Genomic DNA, 16,225 nt, shown 5'->3' on the forward strand with positions numbered 1-16,225 from the left:
AAGCTATGTGCAGTACCTGTGGTTGTGCCAGCGGCGAACTTCGTATTGAAGGCGTCATTAGCGAACACGCTCATCATTCTCATGACCCTTCACACGATCATCATCACGATCATTCCCATTCCCACGGTCTGCCGTTTGCAGCGCGTCGTCTGGTGGATATCGAAATGGATGTGCTGGCGAAGAACAATCATATTGCCGCCCACAACCGCGAGCACTTTGCTGAGGCGGGGATTCTGGCGTTGAATCTGGTGTCCAGTCCCGGTTCCGGAAAAACCACCTTACTGACCAGCACCCTGACCCGGCTGGCACCCTATTTCGACTGCGCGGTAATTGAAGGCGATCAGCAAACCACCAACGACGCCGACCGGATCCGCGCCACCGGCGTTCCGGCCATTCAGGTTAATACCGGTAAAGGCTGTCATCTGGACGCGCAAATGGTTCACGATGCGCTGCATCATTTATCGCCAAACAACAACAGTCTGTTATTTATCGAAAATGTCGGCAATCTGGTGTGTCCTGCCAGTTTTGATCTCGGCGAACTGCACAAAGTCGCGGTGCTTTCCGTGACCGAAGGCGAAGACAAACCGCTGAAATATCCGCATATGTTTGCCGCTTCCCGCCTGATGATCCTCAACAAAATCGATTTGCTGCCTTACGTCAGTTTTGACGTTGAGACCTGTATCGCCAATGCACGTCAGGTGAATCCACAGATTGAAGTGATTCAGCTTTCCGCTACCACGGGCGAAGGCATGGATCAGTGGCTGCTCTGGCTGGAGCAGCAACGATGTGCATAGGCATTCCGGGACAAATTGTCGCGTTGCATGAAACTCAGCCCGATCACGCCTGGGCACAGGTATGCGGATTGCGCCGCGAGGTCAATATCGCGCTGGTGTGTGAGGGTGAACGCGACGCGCTGATCGGCTGCTGGGTATTAATCCACGTCGGTTTTGCCCTGAGCAGGCTTGATGAGCAGGAAGCGCTGGATACTCTGGCCGCGCTGCATGCGATGGAAGAAGTGGAAGCCGACGTCGCATTATTTTTGGGTGCAGGAGAATCAAGATAATGCGTTTTGTTGATGAGTTTCGGGATCCGAAACTGGCGAAGACATTAATCCAGCGCCTGCATCAGCGGGCGGCACATCTGCCTTACAGCGCAGAGAAGCCGATGCAAATAATGGAAGTGTGCGGCGGTCATACCCATGCCATTTTCAAGTTCGGACTGGATAAACTGCTGCCCCCGCAACTGGAGTTTATCCACGGTCCGGGGTGTCCGGTGTGCGTGCTGCCAATGGGGCGTATTGATGCCTGCTGTGAAATCGCGGCGCATGACGGCGTGATTTTTTGCACTTTTGGCGATGCGTTGCGCGTGCCGGGAAAACAGGGTTCGCTGTTGCAGGCACGCGAGCGCGGCGCGGACGTGCGGGTGGTTTATTCCCCGCTGGATGCGCTGAAGCTGGCACGTGAAAATCCGCAGTCACAGGTCGTGTTTTTTGCGCTCGGTTTTGAAACCACGCTGCCGGTGACCGCGGTCACGCTGCAACAGGCGCGGCGGGAAGGCCTGAATAATTTCACCGTCTTCTGCCAGCACATCAGCCTGATGCCCACGTTGCGCAGCCTCCTGCAACAGGACGATGTTCGCATCGACGCCTTTCTGGCACCCGGTCATGTCAGCATGGTGACCGGCACGGCGCCGTATCATTTCATCAATGAAGAATTCGGTAAGCCGCTGGTGATCAGCGGTTTCGAGCCGCTGGATATGCTGCAAAGCGTACTGATGCTGGTGGAACAAGTTTGCGAGGCATCGTGTAAAACAGAGAACCAGTACCGGCGTGTCGTGCCGCAAGAGGGTAATCTGCTGGCACAGGAAGCGATACGCGAGGTGTTCCGGCTTTCCGGTAGCAGCGAATGGCGCGGGCTGGGGGTTATCGAAGAATCCGGTATTTCCCTGAGCCGGGCTTACGCAACGTTTGATGCGGAGATTCGCTTTCGACCGCAGGCGCAGCCGGTGGCGGATGATCCGCGTTCCCGTTGTGGCGAGGTGCTTACCGGCCGTTGCAAGCCGCATGAATGCCCGCTGTTTGGTACCGGTTGTACGCCGCACAACGCGTTCGGTGCGCTGATGGTGTCATCCGAAGGCGCCTGTGCCGCGTGGTATCAGTACCGGCATCAGGAAAGCGCAGCACAAGAAAGAACAACAGAAGGTGTGGGACAGGATGAGTGAGCATAAAGAAGTCGTCACCATGGCGCACGGCAGCGGCGGGCGGGCGATGCAGCAGATGATCGAACGGCTGTTCCTCAGCGCTTTCGATAACCCGTGGCTCAGCGAGCGCGAAGATGCGGCGCGATTATCCATTGCCAGCCTGAGTGCGCAGGGCGACCGGCTGGCGTTTACCACCGACAGCTATGTCATCGATCCGGTGTTTTTCCCCGGCGGTAACATCGGCAAGCTGGCGGTGTGCGGAACCGCGAATGATCTGGCCGTCAGTGGTGCAACACCGGCATATCTTTCCTGCGGATTTATTCTCGAAGAAGGCCTGCCGCTGGAAGACTTGCACAAGATCGTGAATGCGATGGCGCAGACCGCACGTGAGGCGGGAATTGCCATTGTCACCGGCGATACTAAAGTGGTGCAGCGCGGCGCGGCGGACAAGATTTTTATTAATACGGCGGGGATCGGCGTGATCTCAGGGGATGTTCACTGGGCTGCCAGCCACATTCAGGCCGGAGACAAAGTGATCGTCAGCGGCACGCTGGGCGATCACGGTGCCACGATCCTTAATCTTCGCGAACAGTTGGGAATGACGCTGGAGGTGGAAAGCGACTGTGCCGTGCTGGCGCCGATGATCGCTCCGCTACGCGCACTTTCGGGTGTACGTGCGTTGCGCGACGCCACGCGGGGCGGGGTGAATGCGATCCTTCATGAATTCAGCGCCGCCAGCGGGTTCGGGATTTGCATCGACGAAACGGCTATTCCGGTGAAACCGGCGGTACGCGGAATTTGCGAACTGCTCGGGCTGGAGCCGCTCAATTTCGCCAACGAGGGAAAACTGGTGGTGGTGGTGTCGGCGCAGGAAGAAAACGCGGTGCTGAAAATATTGCGCAGCCACCCGCTGGGTGCCGATGCCGCGACGATAGGTGAAGTAACAGAAAATCGGCAGGTGTGTCTGCGCGGTGCGCTGGGGGTTTCACGCCAGTTAATGTTGCCTCATGCGGAGCCATTACCCCGCATTTGTTGATCTCGTCAGGGGAGCGCGCCGCCATGAAGGCGTAAACTTTCTTTATGGTTACTTCAAAACGCTTTGAATCAAAAGCCAGAGTTAACGCTATGCAGAGTGCAACAATGAGCACGACCAAACATAAAGGATTGCTGGAACTGACGCGCACACTGCTGCTGCAACAGACGATGACATCGCTGCTGGAAACGCTCACGCAGGTGGTGCAGAGTGCCGGTATTGCGGACGCCGTGACGCTGGTGTTGTTCGACAGTAACAGCGAGCGGGTCAGTTTTTATGGTATCGATCCCCATCATCAGCCGGTCAGCTATGAAGATGAAACGCTGCTGGCGACCGGTCCGGTGCATGCCCTGCTGAATAACCCGAAAACTCAGGTCTGGCGCAGCGATGCTTTGCATCTGCGTTATCCGCAATTAAGCGCACTGAATCTGTATCCGCCGTTCACCGGATATTGTCTGGTGCCTTTGCTGGCTTCTTCCGGTTTGCTGGGGGGCTGTGAGTTTATCCGCCAGAATGCAACACCGTTCAGCGAAGAAGACAAAAACGGTTTGTATGAACTTTGTATGCTGGCTGCCATTGCGGTTGAACAAATCCAGCTGCGTGAAAATGCGCTGTTTCAGCAGTCTCAGCTGCGCCACGAGCGCGACGATTTCCGCATTCTGGTGGATATCACTAACGCGGTTCTCTCAAAGCTGGATCTTGATGAGCTGACCGGTGAAATTGCCAAAACTATCCATCATTTTTTCCACATCAATGCCATCAGCATTGTGCTGTGCGATGCGGACAAAGACAGCGAACAGGCCAGTGTTTACGCCACGCATTATGTTCAAACTCACGTTGCGGAACGCGAACAGTCGCGCATGACCCTGAGCGGTTCCCTTGAGCAGCAGGTGATGAAAAGCGGTGAAATGCTGCTGACCAATGTACGGCCTTCGGAAGAATGTGAGAGCGATGAGAGCACGCTGTTCCAGCTGCTGTGGCGTGATCAGACCAAAACTCTGTGCATCCTGCCGTTACGTTTTGGTCATAAAACGCTGGGGGTGCTGAAACTGGCGCAGTGTCAGCCGGATAATTTCAATACTGCGAATTTGCATGTTTTACAGCAAATTGCCGAACGTATTGCGATTGCGGTAGATAACGCGCTGGCTTATCAGGAAATCAAAAGCCTGAAGGAAAAACTGCAGCACGAAAACCTGTATCTTACCGAGCAGATCAACAGCAATAACCCGGATTTCAGCGACATTGTCGGGCGCAGTCCTTCCATGTCTGCGGTGCTGAAGCAGGTCGAGATTGTGGCGAAAAGCGACTGCTCGGTACTGATACTCGGTGAAACCGGCACCGGCAAGGAACTGATCGCCCGCGCTATTCATAATCTGGGCGATCGCCGTGAGCAGCGCATGGTGAAAATGAACTGTGCAGCGATGCCGGCTGGCCTGATGGAAAGCGATCTCTTCGGTCATGAAAAAGGCTCTTTCACCGGCGCTACGGCGCAGCGCATGGGGCGTTTCGAACTGGCGGACAAAGGCACGTTATTCCTCGATGAAGTGGGTGAAATCCCGATTGAACTGCAACCCAAGTTGCTGCGTATTTTGCAGGAACAGGAGTTTGAGCGCGTCGGCGGCAATAAACTGATTTCAGTGGATGTGCGGATGATTGCGGCGACTAACCGCGACCTGCGCCAGATGGTGGCCGACAAAGAATTTCGCAGTGACTTGTATTACCGGCTGAACGTGTTCCCGATAGTCATTCCACCGCTGCGTGAGCGTCCGGAAGATATTCCGCAGCTGGTGAAATTCCTCACCTATAAAATCGCCAAACGCATGAAGCGCACCATCGACAGTATTCCCGCCGAAACCCTGCGACTGCTGAGCCGTATGCCCTGGCCGGGCAACGTGCGCGAGCTGGAAAATGTCATTGAGCGGGCGGTATTGCTGACGCGCGGAACGGTGCTGGATTTGCAACTTCCCGAGCTGAATTATCCGTTACCGATGGCACCCGTGGTCGCCTCTCCTGTCCGCGAAAGCGCGCCCGCCCCGCAGCTGTGTGAAGACGACGAGCGGGAACGCATTCTGCAGGTGCTGAAAGAAACCAACGGTGTGGTCGCCGGACCCCGTGGCGCGGCACAGCGGCTGGGATTAAAACGCACCACGTTGTTATCGCGGATGAAAAAACTGGGGATTACCGCGCATTGATTTAATTCGTCTTCGTTACCGCACCGGACAAGGAAATATGGCCGATGCGGTAATGCTGCCCGTCACCGTCCAGCGGGTTTCTTCCCGCAGTAAAATGTATTTTCTTCCAGTTTGTCGTGTCCATGGCGATCACCTCGATAAGGGTGTCACTCACCGTTTGCTGATTAAGTGGCGCAAGGTCACTGAAAGGTGCAATGTCAGTAATCTCTCTTTTAGCGAAAACGGCTGCCGCAATGTCTGCGCTGACGTGCGCTGTCAGCACAGGATAAACCCGGACCTGCGGCCAGCCGAAGGCTCTGGCGACGCCTTGAAAACCGGCACCTGAAATAAAGCGGTTCATACTTTGCACGTCATGCCACAGGTAAAACGGCGCGTACAGATTTTCTGCGCTGCCGGTTTGCGAGCAGTCGCGGCGGGCATAAAGATAAGTTTTGAAGATAAGCCCGGCAAAGCCATCCATCAGATGGCCGTTATCAGCAATGCGCTTTTCGATAATGCCCATGTCGTAATCGGCAGGCAGCGTAAAGGTATATTGCATGGCAATCATAAAAACACGCCTTGTGGAATGTTGAACATCTCACCATGACTGAACGACCAGTCTTCCGGTTGGGTAAAGCTCACCACCACCATCACATCAGCGGGAGAAATCCCCAGCGCAACGTGCAGTTTTTCAGCCAGATGACGGAACAGTTCCTGCTTCTGGTAACTGTTACGCGGTTTGCCTGCGGTGATGTGAAACAGCAAAAAATCCTCTGAGCGGTGATGATTTTCCCCGGCCAGATAAGTCGGATTGATCACCCGCTGGCGGCGGCTGGCCGGTTCGAACAGCTGAAAACAGTCATCTTTGGGCACAGAAAAATGATCAACCAGCGTGTCCTGCAATATGGCTGAAATGGCGTCCTGCCAGCTATCTGCGCGGTGTGCAGGTAAAGAAATTCGGCTAAAAGGCATCGGTTGTTCCTCCGGTTACGGGGCGCGGGTTACTGATCATTAAGCGCGGTGAAGCGTATCAGGGCAGATGCAGCGGCGGGCCAGCCGGCATAAAACGCCAGATGGGTGATCACCTCTGAAAGCTCAGCGTGTGTGACGCCGTTTTTCACCGCCAGACTCAGATGAAAGGGCAACTGCTCGCTGCGGTTCAGGGCAATCAGTGCGGCAACGGTGATCAGGCTGCGGTCACGCGGGGACAGTTGGTCTCTTTTCCACATATCGCCAAACAGTACCTGTTCTGTCAGTTCTGCAAATTTCGGCGTCAGGCGCGACATCGCGTCCAGTGTCTGCGTTTGGGAGGGCGTTGTGCTCATATATGACTCCTTTTTCCGGGTGTGAAAAGGAGCATAAGGCGTTATGATTGTCCTTAATATCGAAAATATCAGCATTATTAATCCGTAAAAACAGGACGATCAGGCATGGCGAAAAGACCGATGACTTTTGATGCAGAAGCGTTGCGCAGTTTTGTTACCGGTATTGAGCTGGGGAGTTTTGTACTGGCTGCCGACCGGCTGGGGCGCTCGACCTCTGCGGTCAGCGCACAGCTGAAAAAGCTGGAGCAGCAGGCCGGTACGGAGCTGGTAAAGAAATCAGGGCGGCACCTGATCCTGACAGAACGCGGGGAAGTGATGCTGGGCTATGCGCGGCGGATCCTCAGTCTCAACGATGAAGCCAGCGCCATCATGCTCGCCAGCGCCCTGAGCGGCAGTCTGAATCTGGGCATGCAGGAAGATTTCGGCGAGGCCCTGTTACCGGCGCTCCTCGGCACATTTACCCGCACACATCCGCAGGTGCAAGTCTCTGCCAGCATTACCCGCAACCAGCAATTACTCGATGGGATCCGCCATAACGAGTTTGATCTGGCGGTGTGCTGGCAGACGGATGACGCGCTGCTCTTTCCGTCGAGCCGGTCGCTCGGGCGTGTACCGATGCGCTGGATAGGTCCTGAGAATTTCGATCTGAAACATTATCAGGAACCCGGCGAGCCTGTGCCGTTGCTGGTTTTTGAAGCGCCGTGTCTGATGAGAAATGCCGCGACATCGGCGCTGGATAAAGCGGGTATTCCCTGGCGTATCGCGTTTACCAGCCGCAGCCTGAGCGGGATCTGGGCCGCGATGTCGGCGGGATTAGGCGTTACGGTGCGCACCGATTTCGGCATGCCGCCGACGGTCAGAATTTTGAATGATTTACCCGAACCGGGTGAGGTGGGGATCAGCCTGCATCAGAGTCAGACGCCACCCGGTGAGGCGGCAGGGTATCTGATTCAGGCGATAAGCGAATTCTTTGCGGTACGCGGTTAAATCCAGGCAGTTACTTCTTTGCGGGTTGCTGGCGATAATGTGCCAGACGCTCGCGGAAATAGGCCCGCAGATGCGCCGGTTGCTCCATTTCCACTTCGTCTGCATTGACCGGCAGATTATTGCGCTCACGCACCGCGACTGTCCCGGCGGCCAGCCCGGCACTGACTTTGTCCATTTCTTCTTTACTCAGCCCTTCGAGATTGTTGTTCATAGCGTCTCCTTTTAATTCTACGGAGTTTAGCATTCTCAGCCCGCAAAAGGTTCTGAGCAGGGTCGGATTGGCATTCAATTTCACAATTGGTTTACAAAATCGCCAAAAGCAGGCCATTATTTATCCTTCTTTTGCATGGAACGGAGCCTGAAAATGACGCGAATGACAGCCAAAGATTTCCCTCCTGAACTCCTCGAATATTTTGATTTCTACGTACACGGCAAAATGACCAAGCGTGAGTTTCTCGATCTGTCAGCTAAATTTGTTGCGGGCGGATTGTCTCTGGCTGCACTGACCACACTGATGACGCCCAATTACGCCTATGCCGAACAGGTGGAATTCACGGATCCGGATATTGTGGCGGAGTATATTCAGTACCCGTCACCGCAGGGGCACGGCAGCGTGCGGGCGTATCTGGTGCGTCCGGCTAAAGTGACAGGCAAGGTGCCAGGCGTGGTGGTGGTGCACGAAAATCGCGGGCTGAATCCGTATATCGAAGACGTGGCGCGGCGGGTAGCGAAAGCCGGATTTGTCGCGCTGGCGCCGGACGGTCTGAGTTCAGTCGGCGGGTATCCGGGCAATGATGAAAAAGGGCGCGAGCTGCAACAAAAGGTCGATCCAGCCAAACTGATGAACGACTTTTTTGCTGCGGTTGAATTTCTGATGCATCACCCAACGGCGACCGGCAAAGTCGGGATCACTGGTTTTTGTTACGGTGGCGGCGTCGCCAATGCGTCAGCGGTGGCCTATCCGGAACTGGCGGCTGCTGTGCCGTTCTACGGGCGTCAGCCAAAAGCGGAAGATGTGCCGCGCATCAAAGCGCCGTTATTGCTGCATTACGCCGAGCTGGATAAACCGATCACTGAGGGCTGGCCGGCATATGAGGCGGCGCTGAAAGCCAACAATAAAGTCTATGAGGCGCATATTTATCCCGGCGTGAATCACGGTTTCCACAATGATTCGACACCGCGCTACGATAAAGCCGCAGCGGATTTAGCCTGGGAAAGAACCATCGCCTGGTTCAAAAAGTACCTCGAGCCGCAAACAGAAAGCGCATAAAAGAAAAGGGCGGGATCGTAAAATCCCGCCCTTTTTTTCTGCTGTCAGTGCATTATGACTTCAGTACACCCTCGAAATCAGATGCATCGTGGCGTTCTTCCAGCTGTTCGTCGCCCCATGTGCGGTTGACGATACGGCCACGTTTCACCGCCGGACGGCTGGCGATATCAGCGGCCCAGCGCTGGAAATGCTTATAAGATTTGATGTCGAGGAACTCGGCGGATTCGTACAGGCCGCCCTGCGCCAGACTGCCGTACCAGGTGAAAATAGCGATATCGGCAATGGTGTATTCTTCACCGGCGATGAAACGGTGCTCTGCCAGCTGGCGATCCAGCACATCCAGCTGACGTTTGGCTTCCATCGTAAAGCGGTTAATGGCGTATTCGATTTTCACCGGTGCGTAATGATAAAAATGTCCGAAGCCGCCGCCCAGATAGGGCGCGGAGCCTTGCAGCCAGAACAGCCAGTTCAGGGTTTCGGTGCGACCAGCGAGATCTTTCGGCAGGAACTTACCGAATTTTTCGGCCAGATAGAGCAGGATATTGCCGGATTCAAACACGCGGATCGGCGGCGTGGCGGAGTTATCCAGCAGCGCCGGGATTTTCGAGTTGGGGTTAACGTCAACAAAGCCGCTGGAGAACTGATCGCCTTCGTTGATGCGGATAATAAATGCATCGTATTCCGCACCGCTGATGCCCTGTTCCAGCAATTCTTCCAGCAGGATCGTCACTTTCTGGCCGTTCGGTGTGCCTAGCGAATAAAGCTGAAGCGGGTGTTTACCGACCGGCAGCGTTTTCTCATGCGTCGGGCCCGCTATCGGGCGGTTGATGTTCGAGAACTTGCTGACTTCGTCTTTATTCCAGGTCCAGACTTTCGGTGGCTGATACTGTTCTGACATGACATTCTCCGCATCTTTTTTTGAGGTTAAGACTCAAAAGTCTAGCAGGAGATAATCAACGATGACGCTGAGAATGTGCCTTCAGGCAATGCGGCTAACTGGCCGCAGGATACAACCCTTTGCGCTTCCATTTCACATCGGCCACTGTCTGGCCGGTATGAATGTTGCCTTGCAGCAACAGATTGAATTTCGCACCCGTGGCCCGCATTAAACGGCTCTGCAGGATATAAACCGCCTCTGTCCCCAGTTCACGGCAAGGCAGATGCACGGCTGTAAAGCCTTTTGCCTGGGTGTTTTTGGCATCGTGGGCAAAATCAATACTCATCACCGACATGTCTTCCGGCACGTTGATGCCATGTTCCGTCAGCACTTCCACAGTCGCCAGCGCCATGGGATCGCCACCGCAAATAATGGCGGAAGGCAGCATTTCCCGCTTATGTTCCCGCAAGTATTTATCCATGGTCTGTCTGGCCTGTTCTTTAGCGTTGCCATGGTTGATCAGCAGATGACTGGCTTCGTCGAACACAATGTGATGTTCGAGGCAGGCACGTTTAAAGCCATCGAGGCGTTGCATCATGGTTTCGCGACGCAGGTCGGTAAACAACAATACCGGGCGATGTCCTTTAAGAAACAGGTAATTGGCCGCGCTGTAGCCAATGGAATAATGGTCTGCCGACACACAATCGAGCCGCATTTCGCTGTCCTTGGCATTAATCATGACCACCGGTTTGGCAGATTCCGCCGCCAGCCGGTACAGCATGACGTCATCTATCCCGATGATGACGATCCCGTCCACATCCGCCTGGTGCAGCGCCTGCATAAAAACCGCGATATCCGGCTCATTGACCGCCAGCGCACATTTGCGGACATGAATATCAAAGCGCGCGACTTCCGTGATTATTTCCTGGATCACTTCATAATAATAACGGTCTTCGTGCGGAGAAAATGCCGCCGGTGGCGCACAGATCAGGAGGCAATTCATTAACAATCGGCTCGCCGGGATGTCACGTAAAATACCCATTCTTCTTGCATGGTCAAATACTTTTTCTTTTGCCTGCGGACTGACATTGGCTTTACCCGCCAGCACACGGGAAACAGTGCTCGGAGAAAGCCCGGTTAACTCCGCAATTTGCCTGATTTTTAATTTTCCCGTCATTTTGTGATCAACGCCTCATATGCAGATGGACTTATTGCCACGGTTAACCATTTGTAATTCATGGACTATTAAGGATGATAGCAAACTGTGCAAACTGCGCTGCAATTCCTGTCACAAATAGCAGTTGTTGGAAAAAAAAACCATTACTACTCTCCGGAATATAAATCTCAGGAACACAAAATAAGTTTTTATATGCGCTGAATATTTAAAAGTTTCAACGCGATGATCCCTGTGTCTGGCTTAAATCAGCCTGCTGTCCGCTTTAATTGAAGGAGAAAGATAATGCTCAAAATAGCAATTATTGGTACGGGTAATATTTCGCATAATCATATTCAGGGATATTTAGAGTTTGCCGATCGTTGCCAGATTGTTGCGCTGGTAGATATTTATCCTGAAAAGGCGGAAGAGAAAAAACGTCATTATGGCCTGACCCATGCCAAGGTCTATGCCAGCCATGAGGAAATCCTCGGCGACACTGAAATCGACGTTTTTGACGTGTGTACGCCACCGTATGTCCATGCCGAAATTTCTATTAACGCGCTGAATGCGGGCAAGCATGTGTTGTGTGAAAAACCGATGGCGGCGTCATTACAGGAGTGCGACGCGATGATAAGCGCGGCACAGACCAGCGGCAAAACGCTGTCAATCATTGCGCAAAACCGCTTCACCGATGCGTTCTGGCGGCTGAAAAAAGTGCTCGACTCTGGCGAAACGGGCAAAGTCTGCCATGCGCAGGTCGATTCCTTCTGGTGGCGTGGTCATTCCTATTACGATTTGTGGTGGCGCGGTACCTGGGAAAAAGAGGCGGGCGGTTGCACGCTCAATCATGCCGTTCACCACATTGATGCAATCCAGTGGATGCTCGGTTTCCCGTCTGAAGTGGTGTCGATGATCACTAATGCCGCGCACGATAACGCCGAAGTGGAAGATCTCTCGGCAGCCATTTTCAAATATGATTCCGGCGCGCTGACCCAACTGACGGCCTCCGTTGTGCATCACGGTGAAGATCAGAAAATTGTCATTCAGGGCGAGAAAGCGCGAATTTCTGCCCCGTGGGATAAATACGCCAGCATATCTGCCCCTAACGGTTTCCCGATTGATGCGCGCGATACGGATCGTGAAAATCAACTGGAGGACATTTATCAGTCGATCCCCAAACTCACTCATACGCTGCACATCGGTCAGATCGACAATTTCCTGACAGCACTGGAAACCGGCACTGCACCGCTGATTGACGGCGTGCAGGGCAAGCGTTCGCTGGAACTTATCGCCGCCATTTATAAATCCGCCATCACCCGCAGCATTGTGACCCTGCCGCTGGCTTCAACCGACCCGTTCTATCAGACAGGCGGCCTGGTTTCGCTGGCCCCGCACTTTTATGAGAAATCTGCATCAGTGGAAAACTTCGCCAATGAAGACGCGATCCCGCTGGGTAAAAACATGGATAAAGGAGCCTGAACATGAGCAATAAAGACGGTATGAACTATGCGCCGGTGGGCAAACCGCAGCCGGTGGTGAAACCGGGTGAATTTGTGATTGCCGCCGCAGCGTTGGATCACGGGCACATTTACGGCATGTGTAACGGATTGATTGAAGCAGGAGCCAGCCTGAAATGGGTTTACGATCCTGATCCGGTAAAAGTCGAGATATTTGTCGCGCAGTACCCGCAGGTTAAGGTCGCGAAATCGCTACAGGTCATTCTCGATGATAAGGAAGTGCAGATGGTGGCGGGGGCGGGCATTCCGGCCGAACGCTGTGCGCTGGGGCTGAAAGTGATGGCGGCCGGGAAAGATTATTTCACCGACAAAGCGCCACTGACCACGCTGGAGCAACTGGCGGCGGCGAAGGCAAAAGTGACTGAAACCGGACGTAAATATGCGGTGTATTACAGCGAACGGTTGCACGTGGAAAGCGCGGTTTTTGCCGGGCAATTAGTGCAGGAAGGGGCGATAGGCCGCGTGATCCAGACGCTTGGCACCGGTCCGCATCGCGAAGGCGAAGGGCGACCAGACTGGTTTTACGAACGGGAACGTTTCGGCGGCATTCTGTGCGATATCGGCAGCCATCAGATTGAACAGTTTCTGTTTTACACCGGCAACAGCAATGCCCGCGTGGTGGCGGCTCAGGCGCTGAATTTCAATCATCCGCAATATCCGAAGTTTGAGGATTTTGGCGACACCATGCTGGAAGGTGAAAACGGCGCGCGCGGTTATTTCCGCTGCGACTGGTTTACGCCAGAAGGACTGAGCACCTGGGGGGACGGGCGTCTGACGTTGCTCGGCACTGAAGGTTATATCGAAATCCGCAAATATGTCGACCTCACCCTCGGCGAGCAGGACGTGGTGTATCTGGTGAACCGGGAAGGAGAATTCCGCTATCCGGTTTCCGGCAACGTTGGCTTCCCGTTCTTCGGCCAGCTGATACTTGACTGCCTGAACCGCACTGAAAACGCCATGACGCAGGAACATGCGTTTAAGGCCGCCGAACTGTGCGTACGGGCGCAAATGCTGGCAAACGGCACGCACTGACAGGGGGCTCTCTATGAAAACGCTTCAGGCGGCAGTGATCGGTTGCGGTTCCATCCATACCTGCCATGTGGCAGCGATTGAACATGACTCTGACAGCCAGCTGCGCGCCATCGCAGAAACCGATATCGCCAAAGGTCAGGCACTGGCGCAGGGTTATGGTTGCGATTTTTATGCGGATTATCATCAGATGTTGCGCGATCCGCTCATCGACGTGGTGCATATCTGTCTGCCGCATCATTTGCATCTGGAAGCGATTCTCGCCGCGCTGGCGGCGGGAAAACACGTGTTCACGGAAAAACCGCTGGCACTCAATATCGGTGAAGTGCAGGTTCTCCGGCAGGCCGCTGAAAAGGCACAGGGTCAGGTGGGCGTGTGTTATCAGAACCGCCTGAACCCGTCGAGTCAGAAAATCAAAGCGCTGCTGGACAGCGGGCAACTGGGCAACATGCTGAGCATAAAAGCCGTGTTGACCTGGTCGCGCAGCGGGACATATTACAGCGAAAGTCCGTGGCGCGGACGCTTTGAAACGGAAGGCGGCAGCCTGCTGATCAATCAGGCGATCCACACGCTGGATTTAATGCAGTGGTTTGGCGGCGGTGTTTGCGCACTGAAAGGCGCGGTGGAAAGAACGTTTCTCAGCGATCTGACTGAAAATGAAGATACTGCGATGGCCAGTCTGAAAATGGGCAACGGTGCACGTGGATTTTTTTATGCAACCAACTGCCACAGCACCGATTCGCCATTGTTGCTGGAAATACATTGTGAAAAAGGACTGCTGCAGCTGCATCACAATGCGCTGTGGCTGATTGAAGGAGAAAATAAAACGCTGCTGGTCAGCGATCAAAGCCCTGCAGGCAAAATTAAAAGCTATTGGGGCGACAGTCATCGCCAGGCAATTTCTAATTTCTATCACTCTGTTCGTCATCCTGAAGAAAAAAATTATATCTCTGTTTCACAGGCTGAAGTTTCCCTGAATATTGTCGGGGCTATTTACCGCTCCTCACAATCCGGGAGATGGATAACACTGGCTGATTAAATAATTTTAATAATAACCTTACCTTAATAGGATAATAATAATGAAACCTACTGAGCGCAGAGTGGGTTACGGCACGGCTATAGGCTATGGCGTAACTGACTTATTTGGTGGCGGAGCCTTTGCCGTTATCGGTACCTGGCTTTTATTCTTCTATACTATGTATTGCGGATTAACTGTTCTGGAAGCGGGATCTATTTTTGCCATAGCCCGTGTGATTGATGCTGTATTAAGCCCGATCATGGGCTATATTACCGACCACTTTGGCAATACCTGGCTGGGTAAACGATTTGGCCGCCGGCGTTTTTTCCTGTTAATCAGTTCTCCGCTGATGTTCCTTTATGCACTTGTCTGGATAAAGGACATGGGCTACTGGTATTATCTCGGAACGTATTTATCGATTGAATTACTGTCGGCGATGGTGCTGGTGCCGTGGGAAACGCTGGCTGCAGAGATGACCAACCGTTTCGGCGAACGTACCCGCCTGGCCGGTGTACGCATGATCTGCTCGCAGCTTGGCGGTTTTCTTGCCGTGTCTGTACCGGGCGTGATCATGATGTTTACTGGTAAAGATAATCCGATGACGTATACCTATACCGGGATGTTCTTCGCCACAGTATTTTGTATCGCGGTATTCACCACCTGGTTGTGTACCTGGGAAGCGAAGGATGTGCGGGATCCGAATGAGCCTGAACCGGAAATGGAAACGGGCGGCAGCCTCTGGCATCATCTGAAAAGTCTGGTGCTGGATTTTATTTCGTCCTTTAATATTCGCATGTTCCGTCAGCATATTGTTATTTATATTGCCTCATTCACTGCAATGGACGTATTTGGTGCTGTATTTACCTATTATGTAGTTTATGGCTTGCATCAGGATGTTGGAGCCGTGTCGGGATATTTAAGCGTCGCCGCTTTTGTTTCCGTACCCTCGACCATTGTTTATATGATGGTAATGGAAAGGCTGAATGTTTCGCCTTCGGCTGCGTTGCGGATAGCTTATGGCTGTATCTTCTTTGTACTGGCTGCTCTGTTTTATATTTATATTACCCACACAGCGGTACCGCTAATTCTCTTCACTTCCATCTTCGTTGTTTTAGGCTTCGGTCGTTCAGGGCTCTATTATATCCCGTGGAATATTTACAGCTTTATTCCCGATGTCGATGAGATAGTCACCAAAAAACGTCGCGAGGGGATTTTTGCCGGTGTCATGGTATTTACCCGTAAAAGCACCGTTGCGATTGCCATTATGATTGTGGGGCTGGTGCTGGAAGAAAGCGGATTTGTGAAAGGGCAGGGCGCACAACCGCTCAGCGCGCTACATGCGATTATCGGGCTGATGATCTTTGCCACCGGGGCATTGCTGGCAATCAGTTTCTATATGACCTTCAAATTCAAGCTGACGCGGGACACACATAAAATTCTGATCAAAGAAACTGCTCGCCTGAAACTCGGCGGCGCACAGGAAGATTGTGACCAGGTATCGCGTAAGGTGATTAAAGACCTGACCGGTTACGAATACAATGAAGTGTGGGGCGGCAGCGCAACGCAAAAAACCACCAGGGAAAAATTAGCGACAGAATAATCAGTAAAATGCGGGCAGATATTCTGCCCGCCTTCATTTCCGG

General features: G+C 53.4%; 17 protein-coding genes. 11 read left to right on the forward strand and 6 right to left on the reverse strand.

Annotated elements, in window-relative coordinates:
* The first annotated feature begins 5 nt into the window (after positions 1–5).
* From hypB to flhA, 5 genes are all read left to right on the forward strand, one after another.
* Positions 6–794, forward strand: a complete 789-nt coding sequence (gene hypB, locus J1778_RS18880; protein ID WP_217174457.1) for a hydrogenase nickel incorporation protein HypB — start codon at positions 6–8, stop codon at positions 792–794.
* Positions 785–1,063, forward strand: coding sequence for a HypC/HybG/HupF family hydrogenase formation chaperone (gene hypC, locus J1778_RS18885; RefSeq protein ID WP_217174458.1), 279 nt, complete (start codon positions 785–787; stop codon positions 1,061–1,063). The genes hypB and hypC overlap by 10 nt, the downstream gene beginning before the upstream one ends.
* On the forward strand, positions 1,063–2,220 hold the full coding sequence (hypD, locus tag J1778_RS18890) for a hydrogenase formation protein HypD (protein WP_217174459.1): 1,158 nt from the start codon (positions 1,063–1,065) through the stop codon (positions 2,218–2,220). The genes hypC and hypD overlap by 1 nt, the downstream gene beginning before the upstream one ends.
* On the forward strand, positions 2,213–3,235 hold the full coding sequence (gene hypE, locus J1778_RS18895) for a hydrogenase expression/formation protein HypE (RefSeq protein ID WP_217174460.1): 1,023 nt from the start codon (positions 2,213–2,215) through the stop codon (positions 3,233–3,235). The genes hypD and hypE overlap by 8 nt, the downstream gene beginning before the upstream one ends.
* A 104-nt stretch (positions 3,236–3,339) precedes the next feature.
* Complete coding sequence (flhA, locus tag J1778_RS18900; RefSeq protein ID WP_420804092.1) at positions 3,340–5,424, forward strand: formate hydrogenlyase transcriptional activator FlhA; 2,085 nt, start codon at positions 3,340–3,342, stop codon at positions 5,422–5,424.
* A gap of 1 nt (position 5,425) precedes the next feature.
* On the opposite strand, the gene J1778_RS18905 is transcribed toward flhA, so the two are convergent.
* Genes J1778_RS18905 through J1778_RS18915 form a run of 3 tightly spaced genes read right to left on the reverse strand, consistent with a single transcriptional unit; the run spans position 5,426 to position 6,728 of the window.
* Positions 5,426–5,971, reverse strand: coding sequence for a DUF4865 family protein (locus J1778_RS18905; protein ID WP_217174462.1), 546 nt, complete (start codon positions 5,969–5,971; stop codon positions 5,426–5,428).
* The gene (locus J1778_RS18910; RefSeq protein WP_217174463.1) at positions 5,968–6,375 is read right to left on the reverse strand and encodes a tautomerase family protein; all 408 of its coding nucleotides are present in this window, start codon (positions 6,373–6,375) and stop codon (positions 5,968–5,970) included. The genes J1778_RS18905 and J1778_RS18910 overlap by 4 nt, the downstream gene beginning before the upstream one ends.
* A 29-nt stretch (positions 6,376–6,404) precedes the next feature.
* Positions 6,405–6,728 (reverse strand): carboxymuconolactone decarboxylase family protein, encoded by a 324-nt coding sequence (locus J1778_RS18915; protein ID WP_217174464.1) that lies wholly within the window; start codon positions 6,726–6,728, stop codon positions 6,405–6,407.
* Between the two features lie 105 nt (positions 6,729–6,833).
* Between J1778_RS18915 and J1778_RS18920 the strand changes: the two genes are divergently transcribed.
* Positions 6,834–7,715: a LysR substrate-binding domain-containing protein gene (locus J1778_RS18920; RefSeq protein WP_217174465.1), complete on the forward strand. Its 882-nt coding sequence runs from the start codon at positions 6,834–6,836 to the stop codon at positions 7,713–7,715.
* 10 nt (positions 7,716–7,725) lie between these two features.
* Here the strand turns inward: J1778_RS18920 and J1778_RS18925 are convergent, their stop codons facing one another.
* Positions 7,726–7,926, reverse strand: coding sequence for a DNA polymerase III subunit theta (locus J1778_RS18925; RefSeq protein ID WP_217174466.1), 201 nt, complete (start codon positions 7,924–7,926; stop codon positions 7,726–7,728).
* A gap of 153 nt (positions 7,927–8,079) precedes the next feature.
* Between J1778_RS18925 and yghX the strand changes: the two genes are divergently transcribed.
* Positions 8,080–8,985, forward strand: coding sequence for a YghX family hydrolase (yghX, locus tag J1778_RS18930; RefSeq protein ID WP_217174467.1), 906 nt, complete (start codon positions 8,080–8,082; stop codon positions 8,983–8,985).
* Positions 8,986–9,037: 52 nt separating this feature from the next.
* Here the strand turns inward: yghX and yghU are convergent, their stop codons facing one another.
* Positions 9,038–9,883 (reverse strand): glutathione-dependent disulfide-bond oxidoreductase, encoded by an 846-nt coding sequence (gene yghU, locus J1778_RS18935; RefSeq protein WP_217174468.1) that lies wholly within the window; start codon positions 9,881–9,883, stop codon positions 9,038–9,040.
* 94 nt (positions 9,884–9,977) lie between these two features.
* Entirely contained in the window at positions 9,978–11,039 is a 1,062-nt protein-coding gene (locus tag J1778_RS18940) for a LacI family DNA-binding transcriptional regulator (RefSeq protein ID WP_217174469.1), read from the reverse strand.
* 282 nt (positions 11,040–11,321) lie between these two features.
* Here J1778_RS18940 and J1778_RS18945 point away from each other — a divergent pair, with 282 nt between their 5' ends.
* From J1778_RS18945 to J1778_RS18960, 4 genes are read left to right on the forward strand one after another with little or no spacing between them, the layout of a single operon-like run.
* Positions 11,322–12,497: a Gfo/Idh/MocA family protein gene (locus tag J1778_RS18945; RefSeq protein WP_217174470.1), complete on the forward strand. Its 1,176-nt coding sequence runs from the start codon at positions 11,322–11,324 to the stop codon at positions 12,495–12,497.
* Positions 12,498–12,499: 2 nt separating this feature from the next.
* The gene (locus tag J1778_RS18950) at positions 12,500–13,567 is read left to right on the forward strand and encodes a Gfo/Idh/MocA family protein (protein ID WP_217174471.1); all 1,068 of its coding nucleotides are present in this window, start codon (positions 12,500–12,502) and stop codon (positions 13,565–13,567) included.
* A gap of 13 nt (positions 13,568–13,580) precedes the next feature.
* Positions 13,581–14,603, forward strand: coding sequence for a Gfo/Idh/MocA family protein (locus J1778_RS18955; protein ID WP_217174472.1), 1,023 nt, complete (start codon positions 13,581–13,583; stop codon positions 14,601–14,603).
* A gap of 40 nt (positions 14,604–14,643) precedes the next feature.
* Positions 14,644–16,182 (forward strand): MFS transporter, encoded by a 1,539-nt coding sequence (locus tag J1778_RS18960; protein ID WP_217174473.1) that lies wholly within the window; start codon positions 14,644–14,646, stop codon positions 16,180–16,182.
* Positions 16,183–16,225 lie beyond the last annotated feature (43 nt).

The sequence above is a fragment of the Rahnella bonaserana genome (assembly GCF_019049675.1).
GTDB lineage: Bacteria > Pseudomonadota > Gammaproteobacteria > Enterobacterales > Enterobacteriaceae > Rahnella > Rahnella bonaserana.

What these genes read in the sequence shown, in the direction of transcription:
- hypB (WP_217174457.1), top strand. Translation starts at nt 6, where the DNA reads ATGTGCAGTACCTGTGGTTGTGCCAGCGGCGAACTTCGTATTGAAGGC.
- hypC (WP_217174458.1), top strand. Translation starts at nt 785, where the DNA reads ATGTGCATAGGCATTCCGGGACAAATTGTCGCGTTGCATGAAACTCAG.
- hypD (WP_217174459.1), top strand. Translation starts at nt 1,063, where the DNA reads ATGCGTTTTGTTGATGAGTTTCGGGATCCGAAACTGGCGAAGACATTA.
- hypE (WP_217174460.1), top strand. Translation starts at nt 2,213, where the DNA reads ATGAGTGAGCATAAAGAAGTCGTCACCATGGCGCACGGCAGCGGCGGG.
- flhA (WP_420804092.1), top strand. Translation starts at nt 3,340, where the DNA reads ATGAGCACGACCAAACATAAAGGATTGCTGGAACTGACGCGCACACTG.
- J1778_RS18905 (WP_217174462.1), bottom strand. Translation starts at nt 5,971, where the DNA reads ATGATTGCCATGCAATATACCTTTACGCTGCCTGCCGATTACGACATG.
- J1778_RS18910 (WP_217174463.1), bottom strand. Translation starts at nt 6,375, where the DNA reads ATGCCTTTTAGCCGAATTTCTTTACCTGCACACCGCGCAGATAGCTGG.
- J1778_RS18915 (WP_217174464.1), bottom strand. Translation starts at nt 6,728, where the DNA reads ATGAGCACAACGCCCTCCCAAACGCAGACACTGGACGCGATGTCGCGC.
- J1778_RS18920 (WP_217174465.1), top strand. Translation starts at nt 6,834, where the DNA reads ATGGCGAAAAGACCGATGACTTTTGATGCAGAAGCGTTGCGCAGTTTT.
- J1778_RS18925 (WP_217174466.1), bottom strand. Translation starts at nt 7,926, where the DNA reads ATGAACAACAATCTCGAAGGGCTGAGTAAAGAAGAAATGGACAAAGTC.
- yghX (WP_217174467.1), top strand. Translation starts at nt 8,080, where the DNA reads ATGACGCGAATGACAGCCAAAGATTTCCCTCCTGAACTCCTCGAATAT.
- yghU (WP_217174468.1), bottom strand. Translation starts at nt 9,883, where the DNA reads ATGTCAGAACAGTATCAGCCACCGAAAGTCTGGACCTGGAATAAAGAC.
- J1778_RS18940 (WP_217174469.1), bottom strand. Translation starts at nt 11,039, where the DNA reads ATGACGGGAAAATTAAAAATCAGGCAAATTGCGGAGTTAACCGGGCTT.
- J1778_RS18945 (WP_217174470.1), top strand. Translation starts at nt 11,322, where the DNA reads ATGCTCAAAATAGCAATTATTGGTACGGGTAATATTTCGCATAATCAT.
- J1778_RS18950 (WP_217174471.1), top strand. Translation starts at nt 12,500, where the DNA reads ATGAGCAATAAAGACGGTATGAACTATGCGCCGGTGGGCAAACCGCAG.
- J1778_RS18955 (WP_217174472.1), top strand. Translation starts at nt 13,581, where the DNA reads ATGAAAACGCTTCAGGCGGCAGTGATCGGTTGCGGTTCCATCCATACC.
- J1778_RS18960 (WP_217174473.1), top strand. Translation starts at nt 14,644, where the DNA reads ATGAAACCTACTGAGCGCAGAGTGGGTTACGGCACGGCTATAGGCTAT.